This window comes from Agarivorans sp. 2_MG-2023 (assembly GCF_030548085.1).
In the GTDB taxonomy this organism is placed as follows: domain Bacteria; phylum Pseudomonadota; class Gammaproteobacteria; order Enterobacterales; family Celerinatantimonadaceae; genus Agarivorans.
This window is the reverse complement of sequence record NZ_JAUORQ010000013.1, coordinates 32012-53993: the sequence shown is the minus strand read 5'-3', so window position 1 is coordinate 53993 and position 21982 is coordinate 32012. Positions and strand designations below refer to the sequence as shown.

Below are 21982 nucleotides of genomic sequence, written 5' to 3'. Positions count from 1 at the left end.
GAATAAAACAGGTCAATAACTATTAAAGGCCCTCGATTATAGGGCCTTTAACCATAGAGGTAAATTATTTGCGGTTGCGCGATTAGCTAATGTTTTTAACAGCGATGCGCGAGCGTATTTTTGCTTCTAGCGCATCCACTAAATCGTCGTTATCAAAACGTTCTTTTTGACGCACGCCATCTTGGTAGTAACCGCTTTTTTTATTGCCGCCAGTAATGCCCAAATCGGAGATAAGCGCTTCGCCTGGCCCATTAACTACACAACCAATAATAGACACATCCATTGGCTCTACAATGTCTTCCAAGCGTTGCTCTAGGGCATTAACCGTAGCAATTACATCAAACTCTTGGCGTGAACAGCTTGGGCACGCAATAAAATTAATTCCGCGAGCACGTATTCGTAACGATTTAAGAATATCAAAACCGACTTTAATTTCTTCAACAGGATCAGCTGCCAGCGATACACGCAATGTATCACCAATGCCTTGCGACAATAACATGCCCAAGCCCACTGCCGACTTAACCGAGCCACTGCGCAAGCCGCCAGCTTCGGTAATGCCGAGATGCAAAGGTTGGTCAATCCGCGAAGCCAAACCTTGATAAGCACCAACCGCCAAGAACACATCTGATGCTTTAACGCTTACTTTAAATTGATCAAAATTAAGGCGGTCAAGAATATCAACATGGCGCATGGCAGATTCAACCAAAGCGTCTGGCGTAGGTTCGCCATATTTTTCTTGAAGATCTTTTTCCAAAGAACCGCCATTTACACCAATCCGAATCGGAATATTACGGTCTTTAGCAGCATCGACCACTGAGCGGATCCGTTGTTCATTACCAATGTTACCTGGGTTTATACGTAAACAATCAGCGCCGTATTCAGCCACTTTAAGGGCAATACGATAATCAAAGTGAATATCTGCAATCACCGGAATAGACACTTGCTGCTTTATCTTTCTAAAGGCTTCTGCAGCATCCATAGTGGGTACCGATACGCGAACAATATCACCGCCCACTGCAGCAATACGGTTTATTTGCTCAACCGTAGCAGCTACGTCGTCGGTGCGGGTATTAGTCATAGACTGCACAGTAATAGGCGCGCCTCCGCCTACAGGTACATTACCCACCATAATTTGAGTTGATTTACGGCGTTGAATTGGAGTTGGCTGGTTCATCATACTCGAAAGGTCTTAGTTGTTAGGTATTGTCATTCGCACCACTTTACCGCCTTTAAATGACGATAAATCGATGTTCTCTTGTCCGTATTTCACACTAACGCCAGCATTTGTGCCTAACACAATGCTGTAAGGTGCTGGACCACTCACTGACAGGCTTTGGCCTGCCTTTTTAATATCTGCAACTAGGCGTTTGCCATCGGCGTCGCGCACTTCCACCCAGCATTCATTGTCAAAACTCATGGTAAGCGCGGTAAAGTTAGCGGCCGGTGTTTGCTGTGTTTCTGCCGCCGAAGACTGCATTTGATTGACTGGCTCAACAACAGTGTTAAGTTCAGCAGATTGTGATTCAGCCTGATCGGTATCGTTAACTGGAGTGTTCACAGACTTAGCTTGCTCTGGTGCTGCTTCAGCTTGAGTTTCTACTTCAACAGGCTCTGTGACTTGCTCAACGCTCGCCGACTCTTCAGATACCGTCTCACTGCGCAGAGGTTCTAAGAAATTTTCTGATTGGGGCTCTAGTGCATCTTGGTTTTCAAGAGTGGGGGCAATCGGATCTATTATCGGGCTGTCACTGGTTTCAACCACAGACGGCTCTGGCGAATCAAACAAGCTTTGTTGATTCTTTTCTTGCCACCACCACATGACCAGTAACACAACGATGCCAAAAGCCACTAAATAAGTGAACTTCATTAATCGGCTATCGTGAGTTTCTTGCTTAATACGCCCCGAAAAGCTTTGCATTTCAGTGCGCTGCTCTTGAGCATCATGTAGGTGGGTATAACTAGATAATACTAAATCTTCTGATACATTCAGCAAACGAGCATACGCTCGCAAGTAGCCTTTCACAAAGGTGTTAGACAGCCCACTATCAAAACTATCGGCTTCAATGTCTACAATTACCTGCAAACGTAACTTTAAGCGCTCGGCTACTTGGCCTTGGCTCAACTTAGCGGCCACCCTCGCCTCTTGTAGCATTTGGCCAGGGCTAACAACTTCAATGTCTTCGCTTAGCTCAGCTGGCTCAATTTCGGCTTTAATAGTCATTAGCTATATATCGTTTAGTCTGTTCAGATTTAGGAAATTGCTGTTGAAGCGTTAATCCCCAGCGCGCTTCTTCTGCGAAGTTATCAGCAGCGCTTTCTAGGCGAACCCAAGCAAAGGCACTCTCAGCAGTTGTTTGAGCCATACTATCATACCGTTGTAGATATAAGCGGGCTTGCTCGGGTTTATTTTTTTGCAGGTAAATCTCGCTCGCACCAAGCAACGATGCAGGACGACGAATATTGTAAGCTAGTGCACTGGTGAAGTATTTTAGCGCTTTGTCTAAATCGCCGGCATTAAGCGCACATAAGCCAGCATTTTCATTAGTACCCGCCACTTGCACATATTCTGGATTAGCGAGTGCTTGCTTGAATAGTGATTCAGCTTCATCGTATTTCTTTTGCTGACACAACATAGCGCCGTAGTTATTTAATACGTCACCATTTCTTGGTTCAATCGATTTTGCGCGCTTATAGGCGTCAAGCGCTCGGTCGGGTTGACGAACCCGCTGATAAAAGTGAGCTTGGGCAATGTACACATCGACCAAATTAGGGGAAAGCTCTTGAGCTAACTCAAGATTACGTTTAGCTTGCTCGGCATCGCCAGCTTCAAGGTAACGGAGTGCAAGGCTAATGCGGGTTTTTGCCGCCGCATTTTTATCAAGTTGATTATTTTTATTGTTTACTTCTTGGCCATCAACGCGAGTTTCAGTGACACAACCGGTCACTAAAAACACCGCCAAAAACAAGTACAACCAGCGTTTCATATCCATCCTACGATAAGGTTAGTTATTGAATTGTGACTGAAATTTCTTGCTGTTGCATCCGTTTTCTCATTGTTCTTTTGGTTCTGTCGACAACGTCACCCGCTAACTGCCCACAAGCGGCGTCAATATCATCCCCGCGAGTTTTACGCACTACCACAGTAGAGCCATACTCCATCAATACTTTACTGAAGCGATCCACTCGGCTGTTGCTTGGTTTGGTGAATGGAGACCCTGGGTATGGATTAAACGGAATCAAATTAATCTTACACGGCGTATCGCGCAACACTTCGGCAAGTTCGTGCGCTTGCTCCATTGAATCGTTAACGCCATTTAGTAACACGTATTCAACCGTTACCTTGCCACGGTTGGCATTAGACTTATCAATGTAACGCTTAACGCCGGCTAGAAATGCTTCAATGTTGTATTTATCATTGATCGGCATAATTTCGCTACGAAGTTTATCGTTAGAAGCATGTAATGAAATCGCCAAGGCTATGTCTATCTGGTCACCTAGTTTATCTAAGGCAGGTACCACACCAGAGGTACTAACAGTAACGCGACGTTTACTTAAGCCGTAACCATTATCATCAAGCATCAGCTCTAGAGCAGGTACCAGGTTACTCAGGTTTAGCAGAGGTTCACCCATGCCCATCATAACCACGTTAGTAATAGGTCGCTTACCTTCAACACCTTTATGGCCAATTACCTGCGCTGCGCGCCATACTTGGCCAATAATGTCAGACACTTTTAGGTTACGGTTAAAGCCTTGTTGCCCGGTAGAACAAAAAGTACATTCCAAGGCACAGCCTACTTGTGAAGAGACACACAGGGTTGCTCGGTCACCCTCTGGGATATAAACCGTTTCAATCTCTTGCCCCGCCACCAACATAGCCCACTTAATGGTGCCATCGGCACTGCGTTGTTCAGTGCTAATTTCTGGCGCTTTTACTTCGGCCTGTTTTTTAAGCTTCTCGCGCAGCGCTTTATTGATATTGTTCATCTGATCGAAGTCGTCTACGCCAAAGTGATAGATCCACTTCATTACTTGATCGGCGCGGAAAGGTTTTTCCCCGATCTCTGCGAAAAACTTACGTAATCCGTCTCGGTTCAAATCAAGTAAATTTGTTTTATTTTCACTCATCGCTTAACTCCACGACTGACCATTTAAAAAAAGCGCCGAATTGTACAAATTATGACAACAGAAAGCCAGTTAATCTCGGCACTCAGCGTAAATAGCTAACTATTAATCAATCACCTTTTATCCGCTTATTAAAAAAGGGGCCTAAGCCCCTTTTATTATCTTGGACAAATTTCATTGTCTTCAAAGAAATAGGCTATTTCTCGAGACGCAGACTCCGGTGAATCAGAGCCATGGGTGCCATTTGGCGGCATAGCCGTTCCAAAATCGTGACGTAAGGTACCTGCTGCCGCTTCTGCTGGATTAGTCGCACCCAGTAAATCACGGTAACGTTGTACGGCATTCTCGCCTTCAAGTACTTGAACCATGATTGGACCCGAGGTCATGAACTCAATCAAAGGTGCATAAAATGGTTTGCCGTCATGCTCCGCGTAAAACCCCGCGGCTTGTTCTTGCGACAAATGCAACATTTTAGCTGCTACCAAGCGTAAACCCGCAGACTCCATGCGAGCGTATATCGCACCAATCGCATCTTTAGCCACTACATCAGGTTTAAGTATAGAAAAAGTACGTTCTAACGCCATTTACTAGCTCCATTGTAAAATTAGTGATACCAGTCAATTGGTAACCTTTAAGAATGATAAAGTAGCTCTACTCGCTTAACAACCGTGAAATGGTACGAATACCGTGACCTTTTGCACCCGTTGCCCACAGTGCGTTACCCGATTTTTGGTAAGAACCCGACAGATCAAAGTGCAGCCAGTTTTGTTCTGATTTTTCAACAAAGTGAGCTAAGAAAGCTGCCGCAGTAGAAGCGCCAGCCATGCCTTCACCACAGGATATATTTGCTATATCCGCAAATGAAGAGCCAATTTGACCTTTGTGAAATGGCTCCAATGGCAATGCCCACGCTTTTTCGTTTTCAGCTTTAGCAGCTTGTAGAGCTTGATGAACTAAGTCATCATCAAAACCAAACACTGCATTATAATCTCGGCCAAGCGCCATTTTTGCCGCGCCAGTTAGCGTTGCAGCATCAATAATTTTTCCAGGTTTTAATTCACTCGCGGCGATTAAGCCATCGGCTAACACTAAACGTCCTTCTGCATCAGTGTTTAGTACTTCTACCGTTACGCCGTTTTTGTAGGTGATAACATCACCCAGTTTGTAAGCATCACCTGATACCATGTTCTCAGCGCAGCATAAAAACAGTTTCACGCGCTTGTTTAAGCCGTTTGCAATAGCCAATCCTAAGCCGCCAGTCACGGTTGCAGCGCCGCCCATGTCGCTTTTCATAATCGACATGCCATCAGATGGTTTAATGCTGTAGCCACCAGAGTCAAACGTGATGCCCTTACCTACCAGCGCAATAGCTACAGGCTCATCTGGGTTTCCTGAAGGGTTATAGTCAAGCTGTAACATGGCAGGCGCTTGGCTACTGCCTTTACCTACTTGATAGGTGCCAACCCATCCTTCTGTTAACAGGTCTTCGCCAGAAATGATGTTATGAGATACGTGCTCTGGTGCTAGCTCAGTTAAAAACTTAGCTGCCGATTCACATAAAGTTTGAGGATAGATAGCCGCAGGGCCAAGGTTAATAGTTTTACGGGTCCAGTCTGCAGCTGCTTTTAGTGCATTAAACTTAGCCAGATCAGCATCACTTAGCACAACTATCTCTAGCTGGTTATCTTGTTTGGCATTGTAATATCCTTGGTAAAAAGCCCAACAGGCTTCTACATCCCAACTGTCGCCAATAAATGAAAGGTGTTTTAAACCTTGGGCATCCAGTTTACGGGCAGCTTTTTGAATATCTTGCAGGCGAGAAGCGCCTTGAGAGGTAACATGAACGTTTACTTGGTTGGCTTCAAAACTTATCAGCGCGTTATCGCCCCAGTGGGCTGCAGCTGGTTTTGCACATAATACGAGGTCCATTACGGCGGTCATCAATACTTCCTCATTTGACTAATTGACAACAAGCCACCGGAATTTAGTCTAGTTCATCCATCCAGGCTAAAATAATTGCTTCCAAAATGCGCTCGTTGCTATGCTGGGGTTCGTCTTCAAAATCGTCCAACTGACAAACCCATTGGTGTAAATCGGTAAACCGAACTTGTTTCGGATCCTGCTCAGGAAATTGCTCGGCCAGTTCTATCGCTATTTGCTCTACATCTATCCAACGCAACCCCATTAGCAAGATTCCTTAATGTTGTTCAGACACCATATTAATCGTGTATTTTGGAATTTCTACTACTAAATCTTCATCAGCAACTAAAGCCTGACAACCTAAACGTGACTCAGGCTCTAAACCCCACGCCTTATCTAGCATATCATCTTCCAGTTCGTCGCTTTCTTCTAAAGAATCAAACCCTTCGCGAACAATTACATGACATGTAGTGCAGGCGCACGACTTTTCACAAGCATGTTCAATGTCTATGCCTTGGCGCAATGCAATATCAAGTACGCTTTCGCCTTCTTTGGCTTCTACAACAGACCCTTCTGGACATAAGTCTTCATTGGGTAAGAAAATCACTTTAGGCATCTTAAATCCTATCTACTTGCTGGCCTGTTAAAGCCTGTTTAATTGAATCATCCATTCGCCTTGCAGCAAAATCTTGGCTGATACTATCTAGTTGTTTAATGGCTTGCTCAATCGCAGGTACGCTATCTTCGGAAGCTACAAGCGCTAACGCGTCTACCGCCAGTTTAATTTGCTGACGCTCGGCTGCATCCAATAATCGCTCACCACTTTCCGCTAACGCTGCGCTCATATCTTCTATAAAGCGAGCCGCTTCAACTTGTTGTTCTCGCAACATACGCATCGTAACATCGTGCTTTGCGTTAGTGATTGAATCTTTCAGCATGCGCGCCACTTCTGCATCTTCTAAGCCATAGGAAGGCTTAACTTCAACAGAGGATTGTACACCCGTTGATTTTTCCATAGCAGTTACCGATAACAAACCATCGGCATCTACCTGAAAAGTCACTCTAATATGCGCTGCACCGGCAGCTAAAGGCGGAATACCTTTAAGGGCAAACTTGGCGAGAGAGCGGCAATCATCTACTAATTCACGCTCACCCTGCACAGCGTGAATAGCCATGGCCGTTTGACCATCTTTAAAAGTGGTAAATTCTTGAGCACGCGCCACCGGGATAGTGGTGTTTCGAGGAATCACTTTTTCCACCAAACCGCCCATGGTCTCAATGCCCAAAGATAGTGGAGTTACATCCAGTAGCAACAGCTCACCGTCTTTTTTATTGCCTACTAGGGTATCTGCTTGAATAGCCGCACCAATAGCCACCACCTGGTCTGGGTCAATATTCGTTAATGGCGGTTTAGCAAAAAAGTTGGCAACATCGCTACGTACTTTAGGTACCCGCGTAGAGCCCCCCACCATTACTACATTGTTAACGTCTTCGAGCTCAACCTCGGCATCGCGTAATGCTCTGCGACAAGCGCGAATAGTACGTTTAACTAAACCTTCTATTAACTCGTCAAACAATTCACGACTAATAGAATCCTGCCAATGAATTCCATCAATATCTAATTCGATATCAGAGTGTGAGTGTTCCGATAGGTTTACTTTTACTTGGTTAGCAATGCGCGACAATTCACGTTGTAACTGGGCTGAACGTTGGCCAGTGATCTTTGCTTGCTCAGCAATCCACTCAACCAAAGCGTCATCAAAATCATCACCACCTAGTGCAGAATCACCGCCAGTAGCGAGTACTTGAAACACCCCTTTCGATAAACGCAAAATAGAGATATCAAAGGTCCCGCCACCTAAATCATAAATAGCAATAACGCCTTCATCACCACTGTCCAAGCCATAAGCAATAGCCGCTGCAGTAGGTTCATTCAGCAGGCGAAGTACATGTAAACCGGCTAATTGGGCTGCGTCTTTAGTACCTTGCCGCTGTGCATCATCAAAATAAGCAGGAACGGTAATTACCACACCATCAGGCTCGCCTTGTAAAGACTCGGTAGCGCGCTTGGCTAAGCTTTTGAGAATTTCTGCAGATACTTGAATAGGGTTAACGACACCACTTACCGTTTTGATTTGAGGTGAGCTAGCCTCAGTAAAATTATAAGGTAATCCGCTAAGGTCGATATCAGAAATATCTTTACCTAATAAACGCTTAACTGAGGTAATCGTGTTATTAGGATCGGTCACAGCGTGGGCTTTAGCTGACTGACCAACATCAACGCCTTGCGCATGATATCGGACGACTGACGGTAAAAGAATGCCGCCGTCATGATCAGCTAAAGTAACAGATTTACCACTACGAACCGTAGCAACCAGAGAATTAGTCGTACCTAAATCGATACCTACTGCGAGTTTATGTTGATGAGGAACAGCCGATTGCCCAGGCTCTGCAATTTGTAGTAATGCCATATAGATTAGTAATCTAAAATCTTCTCTTCGAGTTGGAGCAACTGCTGTTGCAAACGTGCATAGAATTTGAGCTTACGAACCTGATCCGCAGCAAAAGTAAAATTTTGCTCATTGTAGGCTTTTTCAAAGCTAGAGCTCAAGTCACTTCGTTGCTGCTTAAGTAGTTTGGAAAAATCCTCAAGAGCTTGCTCGGGATCAGCAGCATTTTCGATTTCTGCTAGCTGTTCTCTAAGCTCCATTTGCGCCATCAAAAACTCAATATCGTTGATGGTTTGTTGCTCTCCACCAAGCTCTATGTCTTGCAGACTCAACAAATATTGGGCGCGTGAAAGGGGATCTTTCAAGGTTTGATAAGCATCATTAATTTGCGCGGCTTTTTGCATAACTTGAGCTTGATTCTCAGAGGCATCGGCAGCGAAATTATCAGGATGGTATTTCTGTTGTAGCTCTCTATAACAATCAGCTAAACCTTGCAGGTCTAGCTGATATGAAGGGCGTAGAGAGAATAATTCAAAATGATTCATAGCGTGTTCCATTTAAACGCTAAAACTCTCTCCGCAACCACACTCGCCGGATACATTCGGATTGTTAAATACAAAACCTTCATTCAGGCCTTCTTTAACAAAGTCCAGCTCAGTACCGTCGATGTACAACAAGCTTTTTTCATCTACGATGACATTAACACCGTGGCTTTCAAAAACTTGGTCGTCATCAGCGAGTTGGTCAACAAACTCCAAAATATAAGCCATACCCGAACAGCCTGAGGTTTTTATACCTAAGCGAACCCCAGCGCCTGCGCCGCGGTTATTCAAGAACTGGCCAACATGGGTTGCCGCTGATTCGGTTAGTGATACAGCCATAACGGATCCTTAAAGCTCTAGGCGTTTTTCTTTTTGTAATCTGCAATCGCTGCTTTAATGGCGTCTTCGGCCAAAATTGAGCAGTGAATTTTAACGGGTGGTAAAGCTAGTTCTTCAGCAATATCAGTGTTTTTTAACGACTGCGCTTCATCTAAGCTTTTGCCTTTTACCCATTCGGTAACCAATGAGCTAGACGCGATAGCTGAACCACATCCGTAAGTTTTAAAGCGCGCATCTTCAATAATACCGCTATCGCTTACTTTAAGTTGTAACTTCATTACGTCACCACAAGCTGGTGCGCCAACCATACCAGTACCAATGTGACTGTCTTCTTTATCTTCAAACGCACCTACGTTACGTGGGTTTTCGTAGTGGTCGATTACTTTTTCGCTATAAGCCATGATATCTCTCCAAATCCGTTAATTATAATACTTAGTGGTGAGCCCACTCGACCTGACTTAGGTCCACTCCGTCTTTAAACATGTCCCACAATGGAGACATTTCGCGGAGGCGGCCAATTCCTTCGTTAATCACTTTAATTGCGTAATCAATTTCTTCTACTGTAGTGAAACGGCCAAACGAGAAGCGAATTGAACTATGCGCTAGCTCGTCATCTAAACCCAAGGCTCGTAGTACATAAGAAGGCTCTAAGCTGGCAGAGGTACACGCAGACCCTGACGATACAGCAAGGTCTTTAAGCGCCATGATCAATGACTCACCTTCTACGTAAGCAAAACTGACATTTAGGTTGCCCACTACACGTTGCTCAAAGTCGCCGTTAACGTAAGTTTCTTCGATATCTTTGATGCCAGCCCAAAAGCGGTCACGTAACGCGTGGATATGTTCGTTGTCTTTCGCCATATCTTGCTTAGCAATGGCAAACGCTTCTCCCATGCCCACGATTTGGTGAGTTGGTAAAGTACCTGAACGCATACCACGTTCGTGGCCACCACCATGCATTTGTGCTTCTAAGCGAATACGTGGTTTACGTTGCACGTACAACGCGCCAATGCCTTTAGGGCCGTACACCTTGTGCGCAGAAAACGACATCATATCTACTGGCAAGGCTTGTAAATCAATTTCAATTTTACCGGCACTTTGCGCCGCATCTACATGGAATAAAATTTTGCGTGAACGGCAAAGCTCACCAATTGCGTTAAGATCTTGAATCACGCCAATTTCGTTATTAACGTGCATAATGCTCACTAGCACCGTATCTTCACGTAAGGCTTCGCTTAGTTTCTCTAAGCTAATTACGCCGTTACTTTCTGGGTCAAGGTAAGTGACTTCATAACCTTCACGCTCTAACTGGCGGCATGTATCAAGTACTGCTTTATGCTCAGTTTTACAGGTAATAATATGTTTACCGCGTTTGTTGTAAAAGTGTGCAGCACCTTTGATTGCAAGGTTGTTTGATTCTGTGGCACCAGAAGTAAACACAATTTCGCGCGGGTCGGCATTTACCAATTCGGCAATTTGGTTACGAGCGATATCTACCGCTTCTTCTGCTTGCCAGCCGAAACGGTGTGAACGTGAAGCCGGGTTACCGTAGATACCGTCTACGCTAAGGTACTGCATCATCTTCTCAGCAACGCGTGGATCTACAGGGGTAGTTGCTGAGTAATCAAGATAAATTGGCAATTTCATTAAAGTTCTCCGTTACTACTCGGTGAAAGCGAGCGTCATAAACTAATTTGTATCGTGTTGGTATCAACATGCTGAAGCTGGTCTTGGTTATGAGCAACATTTACAATTTGTCGCTCGCGCATCAAGCCGCCTAAGCTAATATTATCGAGGAAGTCAGCGATACGCTCGCTCAAGTCATTCCATAACGAGTGGGTCAAGCAAGGTTTACCACCTTGGCAATCTGCTGAGCCATGACAGCGCGTAGCGTCAATAGACTCATCAACTGCGTGAATCACCATACCCACTGCAATATCATCAGCATCCATACCTAGTCGGTAACCGCCACCAGGGCCACGTACACTAGTGACTAAGCCATGTTTACGTAATTTTGAAAAAAGTTGCTCTAGGTAAGACAACGAGATACCTTGTCTTTCAGAAATATCAGCTAGAGAAACCGGCCCTTCTTCCATATGAAGAGCAACATCTAACATTGCTGTAACCGCGTAGCGTCCCTTAGAAGTTAAGCGCATATCCAACCCATTTATCGCGTGAACTTGGTCACAATCTTTCCATATCCGACTAATTTAGTCAAGTATAAAACCTAGTAAATTAGTCAGGTTTATTTTTCTGGTTTAGAGATGTGTTTGTCATATGCAGTGAGTATCCCACGCATCACGTTAAGCTCTTGTTTTTCCATGCGAATACGGTTGAACATTCGGCGAACCTTTTCCATTACTTTACCCGGATGAGGTTTAATGATGAAGCCGCTATCGGCAATGCTCTGCTCAAAATGCTGATAGAAACGCTCTAGATCATCGGCATGCGGGTAGTCTTCAACGGGGCTTTCAGGATGGATGTTTTGTAGATCCAAAAAGGCCATTCTAACTTCGTAGCTTAATAGCTGAACCGCCATAGCGAGGTTAAGCGAACTGTACTCTGGATTGGCAGGCACGCAGACATGGAAATGGCATTGCTGTAACTCAGTATTGTTCAAGCCGCTATTCTCTCGACCAAATACAATGGCGACTTTGGCCTCTTGGGCTTCGCTAGCCAGTTTTACGCCAGCTTCACGTCCATCAAGCATTGGCCAATCTAATGTACGTGAGCGAGCACTAGCACCGATCACCAATTGACAATCAGCTACAGCTTCAGACAACTCATTTACAATAGTGGTTCCGCCTAGTACATCGGAGGCGCCTGCCGATAACGCTACCGACTTGCCGTCTATTTCGGCTTCTGGAGCAACCAAACATAAATCAGTGATGCCCATGGTTTTCATGGCACGTGCTGCCGAACCAATGTTGCCACTATGGCTGGTGCCAACTAAAACCACTCGAACATTTTCCAACATTAGTATTACTTCACCCTAAATTTAATGCGCAGGATTGTAACATAGCCCTAGCGTTAGTCGCTAGATTGGAAAAAGTTTAAATCTGTTGTCTATAATAAATTGTGTTTGTGAACACTATTCACTATAATCCTGCGGTTATTTTTTATGTTCTTTCTACAAATTGGTGGTAATTCATGCATGCTATGCTAAACATAGCGGTTCGCGCTGCGCGAAACGCAGGTAAAGTTGTAACTCAAGCTTATGAGCAATTAGACAAAGTTGACGCAACGCCAAAGGGCGCTAACGACTATCTAGTAAACGTTGTTGCGGCTTCTGAAAAAAGCATCGTCGACACCATACGTAACGCTTTCCCTGAGCACTCTTTCGTGACAGAGAAAAATGGTTTGAGCAAAGGCACGGATGACGAATATCAATGGGTTATTAACCCACTGGATGGAGCCACCAATTTCATTAAAGGTATTCCCCACTTTGCTATATCTATTGCCTTACGCGTTCGAGGAAAAACCGAACACGGCGTAGTGTATGATCCTTTACGTAATGAGCTATTTGCTTCTTCTCGCGGAAAAAGTGCTCAGTTAGACGGTTACCGTTTACGTGTAAATAAAACCAAAGATTTAGAAGGCACCTTAATCGCCACGGGTTTCCCATACCGCCGCAAGCATTACACCGAAAGCTACTTAGCTATGTTTGGTGCTGTTTTTGCTGAGTGTAGCGACATTCGCCGTAGCGGAAGCCCAGCATTAGATTTAGCTTATGTTGCTGCTGGCCGTCACGACGGTTTCTTTGAATTAAACCTCAAGCCATGGGAAGTAGCCGCTGGTGAATTACTTGCTCGCGAAGCAGGTGCAATTGTTGCAGATATCGCGGGTAATACTGATTTCTACCAAACGGGTAATGTTGTTTGTGCTAACCCTAAAGTACTCAAGCACATGCTTGCCACATTCCGCCCTCACTTAACCGACGCTTTAAAAGGTTAAGCGAAAAAACCAATACTGAAAATAAAGCGGGCAATACCCGCTTTATTTTTATCTGCAATGCCTCTACCTTATATACAAAGTATAAATTTAAGGTAACGGTATGAAATTCCTCTTTTCTTTATTGTTTTTTGTCAGCGGTATTGCCCATGCGGCGAACCTTACCGAGTCACAGTTAAACAGTTGGTTTAGTGCCAGCAAACAGCTAGTGCCCGTCATTGAACAAATAGAACAAGAGAATACTTTCCAAGATATTAATAACCCGAGTCAGTTTGCTGATGAAATGGCGAGTCAATTAAGCCGCAGTAGTAAGAGTGATGAAGTGGCAGCGATACTAGCTAAACATGATTTAAATATTGAAAGCTGGGCACAAACTACTGAGCAAGTGGTATTTGCAGCCATGGCCGCTAGCTCTGAAGACAATATGGCACAACTTGAGCAATACAAAACCATGAAGCAAGAGCTGCTAGATAATCCCGAACTAAGTGCTGAGCAGAAGCAACAAATGCTACAAATGTTTGAGGTTAGCGATCAGTGGATCACTCAATTAGAAGCTGTTCCACAAAACGATATAGATTTGGTTAAACCTCACCTTGATAAGTTTAACCAAGAATTGGGCTGGGACTTAGACGATTAACTAGCCCCCAAATCAAAACTATCGGAACCTAACTCGGCGCGCTCTAGTTGCAGCTCAAGAAAAGCGATGCGTTTAGCAAACTCACCTAACAAAGCATCTTTTATCTCCAACAGTTGCAACACTGGAGTAGGTTCGCGCCACTCTGGATAGTCGTTTTTATCTTCAGCGTGTTGATAGGCTAAATCAGCTTGAGCTTTGTCTAAGAAATAGTGAGTGTTCTCAGCTATATCGAAAGAGTGGACAGTTAAGTGACTAAGCTCGTTCATTTTATGCCCCTTCTAAAGGATAGTTAGCGTCTTTCCAGCCTCGAATGCCACCATCCATAGAGATAACATTGGTATACCCCATCTTCACTAAGTTATCTGCGCTTAATGCAGAGCGAAAGCCACCACCACAATAAATCACAATCATACTATCCAGATTTGGGATCAATGTTTCAACGTCGCGTTCCAACACCCCCCGTCCCATGTATTGGGCACCAGGAATGCGGCTCTTTTGCCATTCGTCTTGCTCGCGATTATCAATCAGTTTGAACTCGAGACCTTGCGCTAGCCATTGCTGCACTTGGTGAACATCACATTCCTTAATACGCTTTCGGCAATCGTCTACTAAGGCTAAAAAGCGGGGATTATGGGCCATGTTATCTTCTCCTTAAGAACAAAAAACCCGCCGAAGCGGGTTTTGAAATTTACATGATTGGGTCTTGGTCAGCGCCTTCTTTCTCTTCCAACTCTTTGGGCATAAAGTCTTCTTTCTTAATACCTAAATAGAGCGCTAGCGTACTAGCAACATATATAGAAGAGTGAGTACCAATAAACACACCAAACAACAATGCTGTTGCAAAGTTATGGATAAGTTCGCCACCTAATAGGAAGAGCGAAATCAATACCATAATGGTAGTTAATGACGTCACAATAGTTCGGTTAAAGGTTTGAGTTAACGATACATCGATAATCTCTTCCGGGTCGCCCTTACGTAACTTACGGAAGTTCTCCCTAATCCTATCGGATACAACAATGGTATCGTTCAAGGAGTAACCCACTACCGTCAACAAGGCGGCGATTACCGTTAGGTCAAACTCTAACTGTAACAACGAGAACAAGCCCAATGTTGCGATAACATCGTGTGCCAAGGCTAATACAGCACCAAGTGCCATACGCCACTCAAAGCGCATTGCAACATAAAGTAAAATACAACCTAACGCGGCAATAATGGCTAAACCACCCTGCTCTGCGAGTTCTTTACCTACCGTAGGCCCCACGTATTCGATACGGCGCATTTCAACGTCAGCATCTACTTCAGAGCGCAACAAACCCATAATGCTATCGCCAAGGTGTTCGCTATCAACACCTTCGCGCGGCATCATACGCAGCAATACTTGGGTTTGTGACCCAAAGTACTGAGCGACAATATCTGGGTAGCTATTGTTGTTCATTACGTCACGGACTTCCGTAAGATCAGCAGGTTGCGAGAACTCTACTTCAATCAAGGTACCGCCAGTAAAGTCTAAGCCCCAGTTGATTTTGTTAATCGCTAAACTTGCTACAGAAGCAATCATTAGCAATACAGTAAACCAAATAAATGGTTTTCGGTGCGACATAAAACGCACAGTGTCTTTAGGTTTAAACAAATAAAACACGTCGTCGCTCCTAGATAGACAATTTGTCTATTTTCTTACCGCCCCAAACCAAGTTAACCACCACACGGGTGCCAACAATAGCGGTAAACATCGAAGTGGCAATACCAATAGCTAGCGTTACCGCAAAGCCTTTTACAGCACCCGTACCAATCGCAAACAAGATAAGCGCGGTAATAAAGGTGGTGATGTTGGCATCAGAAATAGTTGAAAGCGCGTTACTATAACCGTGGTGAATAGCCTGCTGAGGACTGCGTCCATCTTTTAGCTCTTCACGAATACGTTCAAAAATAAGCACGTTGGCATCAACCGCCATACCTACGGTAAGAACAATACCCGCCATACCCGGTAAGGTGAGTGTTGCGCCTGGTATCATCGACATAAAGCCAATAATTACCCCTACATTCGCCACTAAAGCTAAGTCGGCCACTAGACCAAATTTACGGTAGTACAAAGGCATAAATACAAGCAGCGCCAACAAGCCCATTACAATGGCCATAAAGCCTTTATCGATGTTGTCTTGACCCAAGCTTGGACCTACGGTGCGTTCTTCAACAATTTGAATCGGTGCAATCAAGGCACCAGCACGTAATAGCAAGGCTAAATTTTGCGCTTCTGAAGGCGAATCAATACCGGTAATACGGAAGCTTCGGCCTAAACGAGACTGAATAGTCGCAACGTTAATCACTTCTTCTTGGCGCTGTAATATTGATTTACCTTCGGCATCTTTCTCACCGGTAGGTTTGTATTCAATAAACAGAGTTGCCATAGATTGGCCAACATTGTCTTTAGTAAAGCCAGCCATTTTACTGCCACCTTGGCTATCAAGGCTGATATTTACTTGTGGGCGACTGTATTCATCAAAACCAGATTGAGCACCAACAATATGGTCACCGGTTAAAATGACTTGATTGCGTAATACTACTGGCGAACCGTCTACACGCTTAGCTAACTGAGAACCAGGAGGCACACGACCAGCAGCTGCATCACGTAAATCGGCGTCAGTATTTACCATTCTAAATTCAAGCGTAGCGGTAGCACCTAAAATCTCTTTGGCACGCGCAGTGTCTTGAACACCTGGCAACTGAACAACAATACGTTCTGAGCCTTGACGCTGCACTTGTGGCTCAGCAACACCTAACTCGTTTACTCGGTTACGGATAATGGTAATGTTTTGCTGAAGTGCATAATCACGAGTTTCTTTTAGTTTAGCTTCTGTCATTTTAGCGCTTAGACGGAATTGGTCGCCTTGGCTAGCATCACTAAACTGGTACTCGTTATATTTACGGTCTAAGAAACTAATCGCTTTATCAAGGGTCGCTTCATCACGAAAACGAACCACTACCGCGTCACCTTGCGCGCGAACCCCTGCATAACGCAGTTTTTCTTCGCGTAAGTCACTACGGAAATCTTGAATCATGCCTTCTTGCGCTTTGCTTATCGCAGCGTCCATATCCACTTCCATTAAGAAGTGAACACCACCACGTAAGTCCAAGCCCAACTTTAGTGGGGCCGCGCCAATGGCATCTAACCAACCCGGTGTAGCGGGGGCAAGGTTTAAGGCAACAATGTAATCATCACCTAACAAATCATGTAATAAGCTCTTTACTTTAAGTTGATCGGCATCGTTACGTAAGCGTACCAACGCCAATCCATCTTCAAAGCCAACCGAGCGAAAGTCGATAGATTGTGCTGTTAGGTGGTTGCGAATATTATCTAGTTGGGCAAGCTCTACTTGAGCGCCCCGAGTGCCAGAAACTTGTACGGCAGGATCCTCACCGTATAAGTTTGGCATGGCGTAAAGAAAACCGATGGCAATCAAAGCGACCACCATCACATTCTTCCACCAAGGGTATCTGTTTAACAAAATCTTATCCCTAGTGACCGAGTTACAACTACAGAGACTTCAACGTGCCCTTTGGCAAAACCGCTGAAACAAAGTCCTTTTTAAGTGTAACTGTTGTGTCATCACTTAGGCTTAACTGGAAGTAGTCGTTTTCTTCAGAAATCTTAATGATTTTACCGACTAAACCACCCGTTGTTAGCACTTCGTCACCTTTCGATAACGAGGTCATCAAGTTTTTATGCTCTTTTACACGCTTAGATTGTGGGCGGTAAATCATGAAATAGAAAATCACCGCAAAGATGACCATCATGAAAATTAGTTCCATGCCGCCGCCAGCTGATGATGCTGCGCCGCCTTCGGCGAATGCTGGAGAAATAAATAGGCTCATTGTTACCCTCACTAAAAAATTAAAAAACTTAAGATTAAAATACAACTATCTTATTAAATGGAGACTGACCGAGCAAAAACAAGGCTTTGCTTGGTCAATCGGGCATTATTCCGCCAAAGGTGGTACTTCGCGACCCAATTTAGCGTAAAAATCTGCTACAAAATCGTCAAACTTACCAGCGGCAATCGCTTCTCGTATACCTTCCATCACACGCTGGTAGTAACGCAAGTTATGAATGGTATTCAAACGAGCGCCAAGGATTTCATTACACTTATCTAAATGATGCAAGTAGGAACGAGAATAATTTTGACAGGTATAACAATCACACTCTTTATCTAGTGGATTAGTGTCCTCTCGGTGACGCGCATTACGAATTTTAACCACGCCTTCGCCGGTGAAAAGGTGGCCATTTCGCGCGTTACGGGTTGGCATTACACAGTCAAACATGTCTACACCACGGCGTACACCTTCAACCAAATCTTCTGGTTTACCCACCCCCATTAAATAACGAGGTTTATCGGCAGGTACTTTATGTGCAACATAATCCAAAATACGGTGCATGTCTTCTTTAGGTTCGCCTACAGCTAAACCACCAATCGCGTATCCGTCAAAGCCAATGTTAGTTAAGCCTTCTAGGGAAACATCACGCAGGTGTTCGTAAACACCACCTTGAATAATCCCAAACAGCGCATTTTTGTTGTTGAGTTCATCATGACGCTGACGTGAACGCGCGGCCCAACGCAAAGACATTTGCATTGATTTATCCGCTTCTGCTTCAGTCGCCGGATAAGGCGTACATTCGTCAAAAATCATCACAATGTCTGACCCCAGGTCGTTTTGAATTTCCATCGACTTTTCAGGGGTTAAGAAAATCTTATCGCCATTTACAGGATTGCGAAAATGCACTCCTTCTTCGGTGATATTGCGAATATCACCCAAGCTAAATACTTGGAAGCCACCAGAGTCGGTAAGAATAGGCCCCTGCCAGTTCATAAAGTCATGCAAGTCGCCATGGGCTTTCATCACTTCTTGACCAGGGCGTAGCCACAAGTGAAAAGTATTACCCAGTAAAATTTCTGCGCCGGTTTCGCTCACCTCTTCAGGGGTCATGCCCTTAACGGTGCCGTAAGTTCCTACAGGCATGAATGCTGGCGTTTCTACGCTACCGCGTTCAAATTCTAAACGACCGCGACGGGCTTTACCGTCTTGAGCCAATAATTGGTATTTCATAGTTCACCTCAGATCGGAAAAACAGTCCGATTCAGATTGAGTTAGTGTGTTGTTCTACAATGTTGATTTAAGCTAATTCAACATAGGTCTTGTTATGCGTCTTTACGGGTAATGAACATGGCATCACCGTAACTAAAGAAGCGATATTGATTGTCGATTGCTGCTTGATAAGCTTGAGTAACATGATCTTTACCGGCAAAAGCCGATACCAGCATAATTAGCGTGGATTCCGGTAAATGAAAATTGGTCACCATGGCGTCTACCACTTCAAATTGATAGCCAGGAAAGATAAAAATATCGGTCTCAGCTGCATAGGCCTGCAACTCTACACCTTTTGATTTGGCATCTTTAGCGGCACTCTCCAGAGAGCGAACCGAAGTTGTACCTACAGCAATGACTCTGCCACCAGCCGCTTTAGCCTTGGCAATTTTACTCACTACTTCTTGACCAACTTCGGCGTACTCTGAATGCATCACATGCTCATCAACCGATTCAACTTTTACTGGCTGAAAAGTTCCTGCGCCAACATGTAAAGTGACAAAAGCAGTGTCAGCCCCCTTATCTTTTATTTGTTGCATCAATGCATCGTCGAAATGCAATCCAGCAGTAGGCGCAGCAACAGCGCCGGGCTTTTCGTTATAAACTGTTTGGTAGCGTTCTTTATCTGCATCTTCATCAGGGCGGTCAATATAGGGAGGAAGCGGCATGTGGCCATAACTCTCTAATAGCTCTAACACAGTGCGAGTATCGTCAAAGCGCAACTCAAACAAGGCATCGTGGCGTGCAATCATAGTTGCATCAAAAGCATCAGCTAAACGCAGTTGATTGCCAGGTTTAGGTGATTTAGAGCAGCGAACATGCGCAAGCACGCGGTGATCGTCTAATACGCGTTCGATCAATACTTCTAATTTACCACCAGTGGATTTTTGGCCAAATAAGCGGGCCGGAATAACCCGAGTATTATTAAAGACCAAAAGATCGTTTTCTTGAATATGATCGAGTAGATCAGGAAATTGTTGATGCTGTAACTCACCAGAGTTGCCATTTAGGTAAAGTAAACGACTGTCACGGCGTTGCTGTTTTGGGTATCGAGCAATTAGCTCATCAGGAAGATCAAAAGAAAAATCGGCAACACGCATGGGACTCAAAACTCTGTGGGATTTTGGATTATTATCAAGGCCGCAATTTTAGTGATTGCGGCCAGCAATAGCAAGGATTAGCGCAGTAAAAGGTGGCGTGGGAATCGATAGCGAATCAAGGCAAGTGGAAAGACCATTAATAACAACCAGAAACTTGCTCCGCCTCCGCTAGAAACAGCGGGCTGAGTTTGATTACATTGCAGACTATTGTCACCCGTTAAGCTGGCGGTATCGGTCACCCAAGTGCACACTTTACCTACATCGGCATAAACGCCAGGTCGGTTCTGGCAACCAATACTGCCCCAACTGACTAAACCGAGTAAGCGATAGTCACTGCCTTCACGAACAAACACCGGTCCACCACTATCGCCCGAACAAGCATCTTGGTCAGTACCATAGGCACAAAACATACGTTCGGTAATGGTGGAATTGGACCATCGGCTAGCGCAAGACGACGTATCATACAGGCTTAAATTACCGTGTTGCAGTACCTCTGGATATTCAGGGTTTGATGGATCGCTATTAACCCGCCCAAAGCCAATAACGCTCATAAAGCCACCACTATTTAAGGCATCGGTAACCTGACTCGCATTGATAAGCGGTGGAGTAATAGTTTGCGGCGTAGCTAAACGCAGTAAGCTAACATCGTAATCAAATGCCGCTCCCGAGCTAGATGGGCTCACATAATTAGGGTGCTGATATACTTCACTTACGGCTACAGCACCGGCGTGACTACTGTTAACCATCTCATAAACACCCAGTACTACCTTCACTTGAGACGGGGCGAGGTGTTTTTCATCAGCATTTACATCGTAGGTGCAATGCGCCGCAGTAAGCACCCAAGACTCACCAATCAGTACACCACCACAACGCTGGCTACCAACAAATACCTGAGCCATCCACGGATAGTTTTGAGTAGCATCGTTGCCACCAACAATAAATGGGGTGATATCTGTGTTAGAACTCGCGAAAGAGCTGAAACTATAACCACACAGTATGGCCAGTAGCCACGTTCTTAGATTCATAACACACCTACACTTCACTTTCTGGACTACGAGTATTAACTTGTTCAGGCTCACCCAAAAAATGCGGTTGAGTTTTTAATATATGTAAATCGATTAAGGCTTTGGTTCTTGCGAGTACTTCACGTAAGCGTACCCGCCAGTGAAACTCTCTAGGCGCATCATCCACTACATAACCATAGGCTTCTATGCCATATTGATTGGCAATATATAGCGCCCTTTCTACGTGAAACTGTTGCGACACAATTATGATTGCGTTTTGGCCAAACACTTGTTGTGCCCGAACAATCGAATCAAAGGTTCTAAAGCCAGCATAGTCCAACGCAATATGCTCTCTGGGTACGTTTAAACGCAGCACATCATTTAGCATCGTTACAGGTTCATTATAATAGCGGGTAGCATTATCGCCACTGAGGATTAAGGCTTGAACCTTATTGGTGTGATAGAGCTTAGCTGCGGCTTCTACTCTAAAAGTATAATAAGTGTTGAGGCGTTTACCTACATACTTGCTGGTGCCAAGCACCAAAGCCACTGGTTGCGCGGGGACTTGTTGCATATCTCGAAACCACTGGCCCGAGACCTGATTAGAGATATAGCGGTCTATCGCAAATAAGCCCAAAAGCATGACGATAGCCATCAGCAACACTACGCTAAGGAATCGTTTCAATGCTTAATCTCCGACCATCTACTACTCATTCAGCCATGCTAGCATAGCCATTGCCGCCAACCAAACATCACCCAAGCCATTTGCCAAAAGTGC

26 protein-coding genes are annotated in these 21982 nt (G+C 44.7%); 2 read left to right on the top strand and 24 right to left on the bottom strand.

The features are described from left to right. Positions 1-82: 82 nt before the first annotated feature. The 15 genes from ispG to trmJ all read right to left on the bottom strand — a co-directional run bounded on the left by ispG (position 83) and on the right by trmJ (position 12350). The gene (ispG, locus tag Q4549_RS17900; RefSeq protein ID WP_303553815.1) at positions 83-1174 is read right to left on the bottom strand and encodes a flavodoxin-dependent (E)-4-hydroxy-3-methylbut-2-enyl-diphosphate synthase; all 1092 of its coding nucleotides are present in this window, start codon (positions 1172-1174) and stop codon (positions 83-85) included. Positions 1175-1189: 15 nt separating this feature from the next. Then, positions 1190-2221 (bottom strand): cytoskeleton protein RodZ, encoded by a 1032-nt coding sequence (rodZ, locus tag Q4549_RS17895; protein ID WP_303553770.1) that lies wholly within the window; start codon positions 2219-2221, stop codon positions 1190-1192. Further along, positions 2211-2984, bottom strand: a complete 774-nt coding sequence (gene pilW / locus Q4549_RS17890; RefSeq protein WP_161985121.1) for a type IV pilus biogenesis/stability protein PilW — start codon at positions 2982-2984, stop codon at positions 2211-2213. Before pilW ends, rodZ begins: the two co-directional genes overlap by 11 nt. A 22-nt stretch (positions 2985-3006) precedes the next feature. Further along, positions 3007-4125 (bottom strand): bifunctional tRNA (adenosine(37)-C2)-methyltransferase TrmG/ribosomal RNA large subunit methyltransferase RlmN, encoded by a 1119-nt coding sequence (locus Q4549_RS17885; RefSeq protein WP_303553769.1) that lies wholly within the window; start codon positions 4123-4125, stop codon positions 3007-3009. A gap of 155 nt (positions 4126-4280) precedes the next feature. Further along, positions 4281-4706: a nucleoside-diphosphate kinase gene (gene ndk / locus Q4549_RS17880; RefSeq protein WP_137672812.1), complete on the bottom strand. Its 426-nt coding sequence runs from the start codon at positions 4704-4706 to the stop codon at positions 4281-4283. 67 nt (positions 4707-4773) lie between these two features. Continuing rightward, positions 4774-6063 carry an aminopeptidase PepB gene (pepB, locus tag Q4549_RS17875; protein ID WP_303553768.1) on the bottom strand — a complete coding sequence of 430 codons (1290 nt, stop codon included), beginning with the start codon at positions 6061-6063 and terminating at the stop codon, positions 4774-4776. 43 nt (positions 6064-6106) lie between these two features. Further along, on the bottom strand, positions 6107-6307 hold the full coding sequence (gene iscX / locus Q4549_RS17870) for a Fe-S cluster assembly protein IscX (protein ID WP_137672810.1): 201 nt from the start codon (positions 6305-6307) through the stop codon (positions 6107-6109). Positions 6308-6319: 12 nt separating this feature from the next. Then, a complete protein-coding gene (gene fdx, locus Q4549_RS17865; protein WP_303514939.1) occupies positions 6320-6658 on the bottom strand; it encodes an ISC system 2Fe-2S type ferredoxin in 339 nt (112 codons plus the stop codon). Between the two features lies 1 nt (position 6659). Further along, positions 6660-8513, bottom strand: a complete 1854-nt coding sequence (gene hscA / locus Q4549_RS17860) for a Fe-S protein assembly chaperone HscA (protein ID WP_303553767.1) — start codon at positions 8511-8513, stop codon at positions 6660-6662. A gap of 5 nt (positions 8514-8518) precedes the next feature. Continuing rightward, entirely contained in the window at positions 8519-9037 is a 519-nt protein-coding gene (hscB, locus tag Q4549_RS17855; protein ID WP_137672807.1) for a co-chaperone HscB, read from the bottom strand. Between the two features lie 12 nt (positions 9038-9049). Further along, the gene (gene iscA, locus Q4549_RS17850; protein ID WP_137672806.1) at positions 9050-9373 is read right to left on the bottom strand and encodes an iron-sulfur cluster assembly protein IscA; all 324 of its coding nucleotides are present in this window, start codon (positions 9371-9373) and stop codon (positions 9050-9052) included. Positions 9374-9390: 17 nt separating this feature from the next. Beyond that, positions 9391-9774: a Fe-S cluster assembly scaffold IscU gene (gene iscU / locus Q4549_RS17845; protein WP_137672805.1), complete on the bottom strand. Its 384-nt coding sequence runs from the start codon at positions 9772-9774 to the stop codon at positions 9391-9393. A gap of 31 nt (positions 9775-9805) precedes the next feature. Then, positions 9806-11020, bottom strand: a complete 1215-nt coding sequence (locus Q4549_RS17840) for an IscS subfamily cysteine desulfurase (RefSeq protein ID WP_137672804.1) — start codon at positions 11018-11020, stop codon at positions 9806-9808. A gap of 35 nt (positions 11021-11055) precedes the next feature. After that, entirely contained in the window at positions 11056-11529 is a 474-nt protein-coding gene (iscR, locus tag Q4549_RS17835; protein ID WP_137672803.1) for a Fe-S cluster assembly transcriptional regulator IscR, read from the bottom strand. An 89-nt stretch (positions 11530-11618) separates the two neighbouring features. Continuing rightward, positions 11619-12350: a tRNA (cytosine(32)/uridine(32)-2'-O)-methyltransferase TrmJ gene (trmJ, locus tag Q4549_RS17830; RefSeq protein ID WP_137672802.1), complete on the bottom strand. Its 732-nt coding sequence runs from the start codon at positions 12348-12350 to the stop codon at positions 11619-11621. A 173-nt stretch (positions 12351-12523) separates the two neighbouring features. Here trmJ and suhB point away from each other — a divergent pair, with 173 nt between their 5' ends. Further along, positions 12524-13327 (top strand): inositol-1-monophosphatase, encoded by an 804-nt coding sequence (gene suhB, locus Q4549_RS17825; protein WP_137672801.1) that lies wholly within the window; start codon positions 12524-12526, stop codon positions 13325-13327. A gap of 100 nt (positions 13328-13427) precedes the next feature. Beyond that, on the top strand, positions 13428-13961 hold the full coding sequence (locus Q4549_RS17820) for a hypothetical protein (protein WP_303553766.1): 534 nt from the start codon (positions 13428-13430) through the stop codon (positions 13959-13961). Here Q4549_RS17820 and Q4549_RS17815 read toward each other — a convergent pair. The 9 genes from Q4549_RS17815 to Q4549_RS17775 form a co-directional block, all read right to left on the bottom strand. Further along, positions 13958-14227, bottom strand: coding sequence for a hypothetical protein (locus Q4549_RS17815; protein WP_303514951.1), 270 nt, complete (start codon positions 14225-14227; stop codon positions 13958-13960). The genes Q4549_RS17820 and Q4549_RS17815 overlap by 4 nt on opposite strands. Before the next feature lies 1 nt (position 14228). Further along, positions 14229-14600, bottom strand: coding sequence for a rhodanese-like domain-containing protein (locus Q4549_RS17810; RefSeq protein WP_303553765.1), 372 nt, complete (start codon positions 14598-14600; stop codon positions 14229-14231). Between the two features lie 49 nt (positions 14601-14649). Beyond that, positions 14650-15561: a protein translocase subunit SecF gene (gene secF / locus Q4549_RS17805; RefSeq protein ID WP_303515093.1), complete on the bottom strand. Its 912-nt coding sequence runs from the start codon at positions 15559-15561 to the stop codon at positions 14650-14652. Positions 15562-15610: 49 nt separating this feature from the next. Further along, positions 15611-17464, bottom strand: coding sequence for a protein translocase subunit SecD (gene secD, locus Q4549_RS17800; protein WP_137672796.1), 1854 nt, complete (start codon positions 17462-17464; stop codon positions 15611-15613). A 28-nt stretch (positions 17465-17492) separates the two neighbouring features. After that, positions 17493-17831: a preprotein translocase subunit YajC gene (gene yajC, locus Q4549_RS17795; protein WP_137672795.1), complete on the bottom strand. Its 339-nt coding sequence runs from the start codon at positions 17829-17831 to the stop codon at positions 17493-17495. A gap of 105 nt (positions 17832-17936) precedes the next feature. Further along, positions 17937-19061, bottom strand: a complete 1125-nt coding sequence (gene tgt, locus Q4549_RS17790; RefSeq protein WP_303514958.1) for a tRNA guanosine(34) transglycosylase Tgt — start codon at positions 19059-19061, stop codon at positions 17937-17939. Between the two features lie 92 nt (positions 19062-19153). Further along, positions 19154-20200 carry a tRNA preQ1(34) S-adenosylmethionine ribosyltransferase-isomerase QueA gene (gene queA / locus Q4549_RS17785; protein ID WP_303553764.1) on the bottom strand — a complete coding sequence of 349 codons (1047 nt, stop codon included), beginning with the start codon at positions 20198-20200 and terminating at the stop codon, positions 19154-19156. A 77-nt stretch (positions 20201-20277) separates the two neighbouring features. Next, positions 20278-21225: a serine protease gene (locus Q4549_RS17780; RefSeq protein WP_303553763.1), complete on the bottom strand. Its 948-nt coding sequence runs from the start codon at positions 21223-21225 to the stop codon at positions 20278-20280. A 7-nt stretch (positions 21226-21232) separates the two neighbouring features. Then, positions 21233-21889: a vancomycin high temperature exclusion protein gene (locus Q4549_RS17775; protein ID WP_303514965.1), complete on the bottom strand. Its 657-nt coding sequence runs from the start codon at positions 21887-21889 to the stop codon at positions 21233-21235. Between the last annotated feature and the right edge of the window lie 93 nt (positions 21890-21982).

What these genes read in the sequence shown, in the direction of transcription:
- ispG (WP_303553815.1), bottom strand. Translation starts at nt 1,174, where the DNA reads ATGAACCAGCCAACTCCAATTCAACGCCGTAAATCAACTCAAATTATG.
- rodZ (WP_303553770.1), bottom strand. Translation starts at nt 2,221, where the DNA reads ATGACTATTAAAGCCGAAATTGAGCCAGCTGAGCTAAGCGAAGACATT.
- pilW (WP_161985121.1), bottom strand. Translation starts at nt 2,984, where the DNA reads ATGAAACGCTGGTTGTACTTGTTTTTGGCGGTGTTTTTAGTGACCGGT.
- Q4549_RS17885 (WP_303553769.1), bottom strand. Translation starts at nt 4,125, where the DNA reads ATGAGTGAAAATAAAACAAATTTACTTGATTTGAACCGAGACGGATTA.
- ndk (WP_137672812.1), bottom strand. Translation starts at nt 4,706, where the DNA reads ATGGCGTTAGAACGTACTTTTTCTATACTTAAACCTGATGTAGTGGCT.
- pepB (WP_303553768.1), bottom strand. Translation starts at nt 6,063, where the DNA reads ATGACCGCCGTAATGGACCTCGTATTATGTGCAAAACCAGCTGCAGCC.
- iscX (WP_137672810.1), bottom strand. Translation starts at nt 6,307, where the DNA reads ATGGGGTTGCGTTGGATAGATGTAGAGCAAATAGCGATAGAACTGGCC.
- fdx (WP_303514939.1), bottom strand. Translation starts at nt 6,658, where the DNA reads ATGCCTAAAGTGATTTTCTTACCCAATGAAGACTTATGTCCAGAAGGG.
- hscA (WP_303553767.1), bottom strand. Translation starts at nt 8,513, where the DNA reads ATGGCATTACTACAAATTGCAGAGCCTGGGCAATCGGCTGTTCCTCAT.
- hscB (WP_137672807.1), bottom strand. Translation starts at nt 9,037, where the DNA reads ATGAATCATTTTGAATTATTCTCTCTACGCCCTTCATATCAGCTAGAC.
- iscA (WP_137672806.1), bottom strand. Translation starts at nt 9,373, where the DNA reads ATGGCTGTATCACTAACCGAATCAGCGGCAACCCATGTTGGCCAGTTC.
- iscU (WP_137672805.1), bottom strand. Translation starts at nt 9,774, where the DNA reads ATGGCTTATAGCGAAAAAGTAATCGACCACTACGAAAACCCACGTAAC.
- Q4549_RS17840 (WP_137672804.1), bottom strand. Translation starts at nt 11,020, where the DNA reads ATGAAATTGCCAATTTATCTTGATTACTCAGCAACTACCCCTGTAGAT.
- iscR (WP_137672803.1), bottom strand. Translation starts at nt 11,529, where the DNA reads ATGCGCTTAACTTCTAAGGGACGCTACGCGGTTACAGCAATGTTAGAT.
- trmJ (WP_137672802.1), bottom strand. Translation starts at nt 12,350, where the DNA reads ATGTTGGAAAATGTTCGAGTGGTTTTAGTTGGCACCAGCCATAGTGGC.
- suhB (WP_137672801.1), top strand. Translation starts at nt 12,524, where the DNA reads ATGCATGCTATGCTAAACATAGCGGTTCGCGCTGCGCGAAACGCAGGT.
- Q4549_RS17820 (WP_303553766.1), top strand. Translation starts at nt 13,428, where the DNA reads ATGAAATTCCTCTTTTCTTTATTGTTTTTTGTCAGCGGTATTGCCCAT.
- Q4549_RS17815 (WP_303514951.1), bottom strand. Translation starts at nt 14,227, where the DNA reads ATGAACGAGCTTAGTCACTTAACTGTCCACTCTTTCGATATAGCTGAG.
- Q4549_RS17810 (WP_303553765.1), bottom strand. Translation starts at nt 14,600, where the DNA reads ATGGCCCATAATCCCCGCTTTTTAGCCTTAGTAGACGATTGCCGAAAG.
- secF (WP_303515093.1), bottom strand. Translation starts at nt 15,561, where the DNA reads ATGTCGCACCGAAAACCATTTATTTGGTTTACTGTATTGCTAATGATT.
- yajC (WP_137672795.1), bottom strand. Translation starts at nt 17,831, where the DNA reads ATGAGCCTATTTATTTCTCCAGCATTCGCCGAAGGCGGCGCAGCATCA.
- tgt (WP_303514958.1), bottom strand. Translation starts at nt 19,061, where the DNA reads ATGAAATACCAATTATTGGCTCAAGACGGTAAAGCCCGTCGCGGTCGT.
- queA (WP_303553764.1), bottom strand. Translation starts at nt 20,200, where the DNA reads ATGCGTGTTGCCGATTTTTCTTTTGATCTTCCTGATGAGCTAATTGCT.
- Q4549_RS17780 (WP_303553763.1), bottom strand. Translation starts at nt 21,225, where the DNA reads ATGAATCTAAGAACGTGGCTACTGGCCATACTGTGTGGTTATAGTTTC.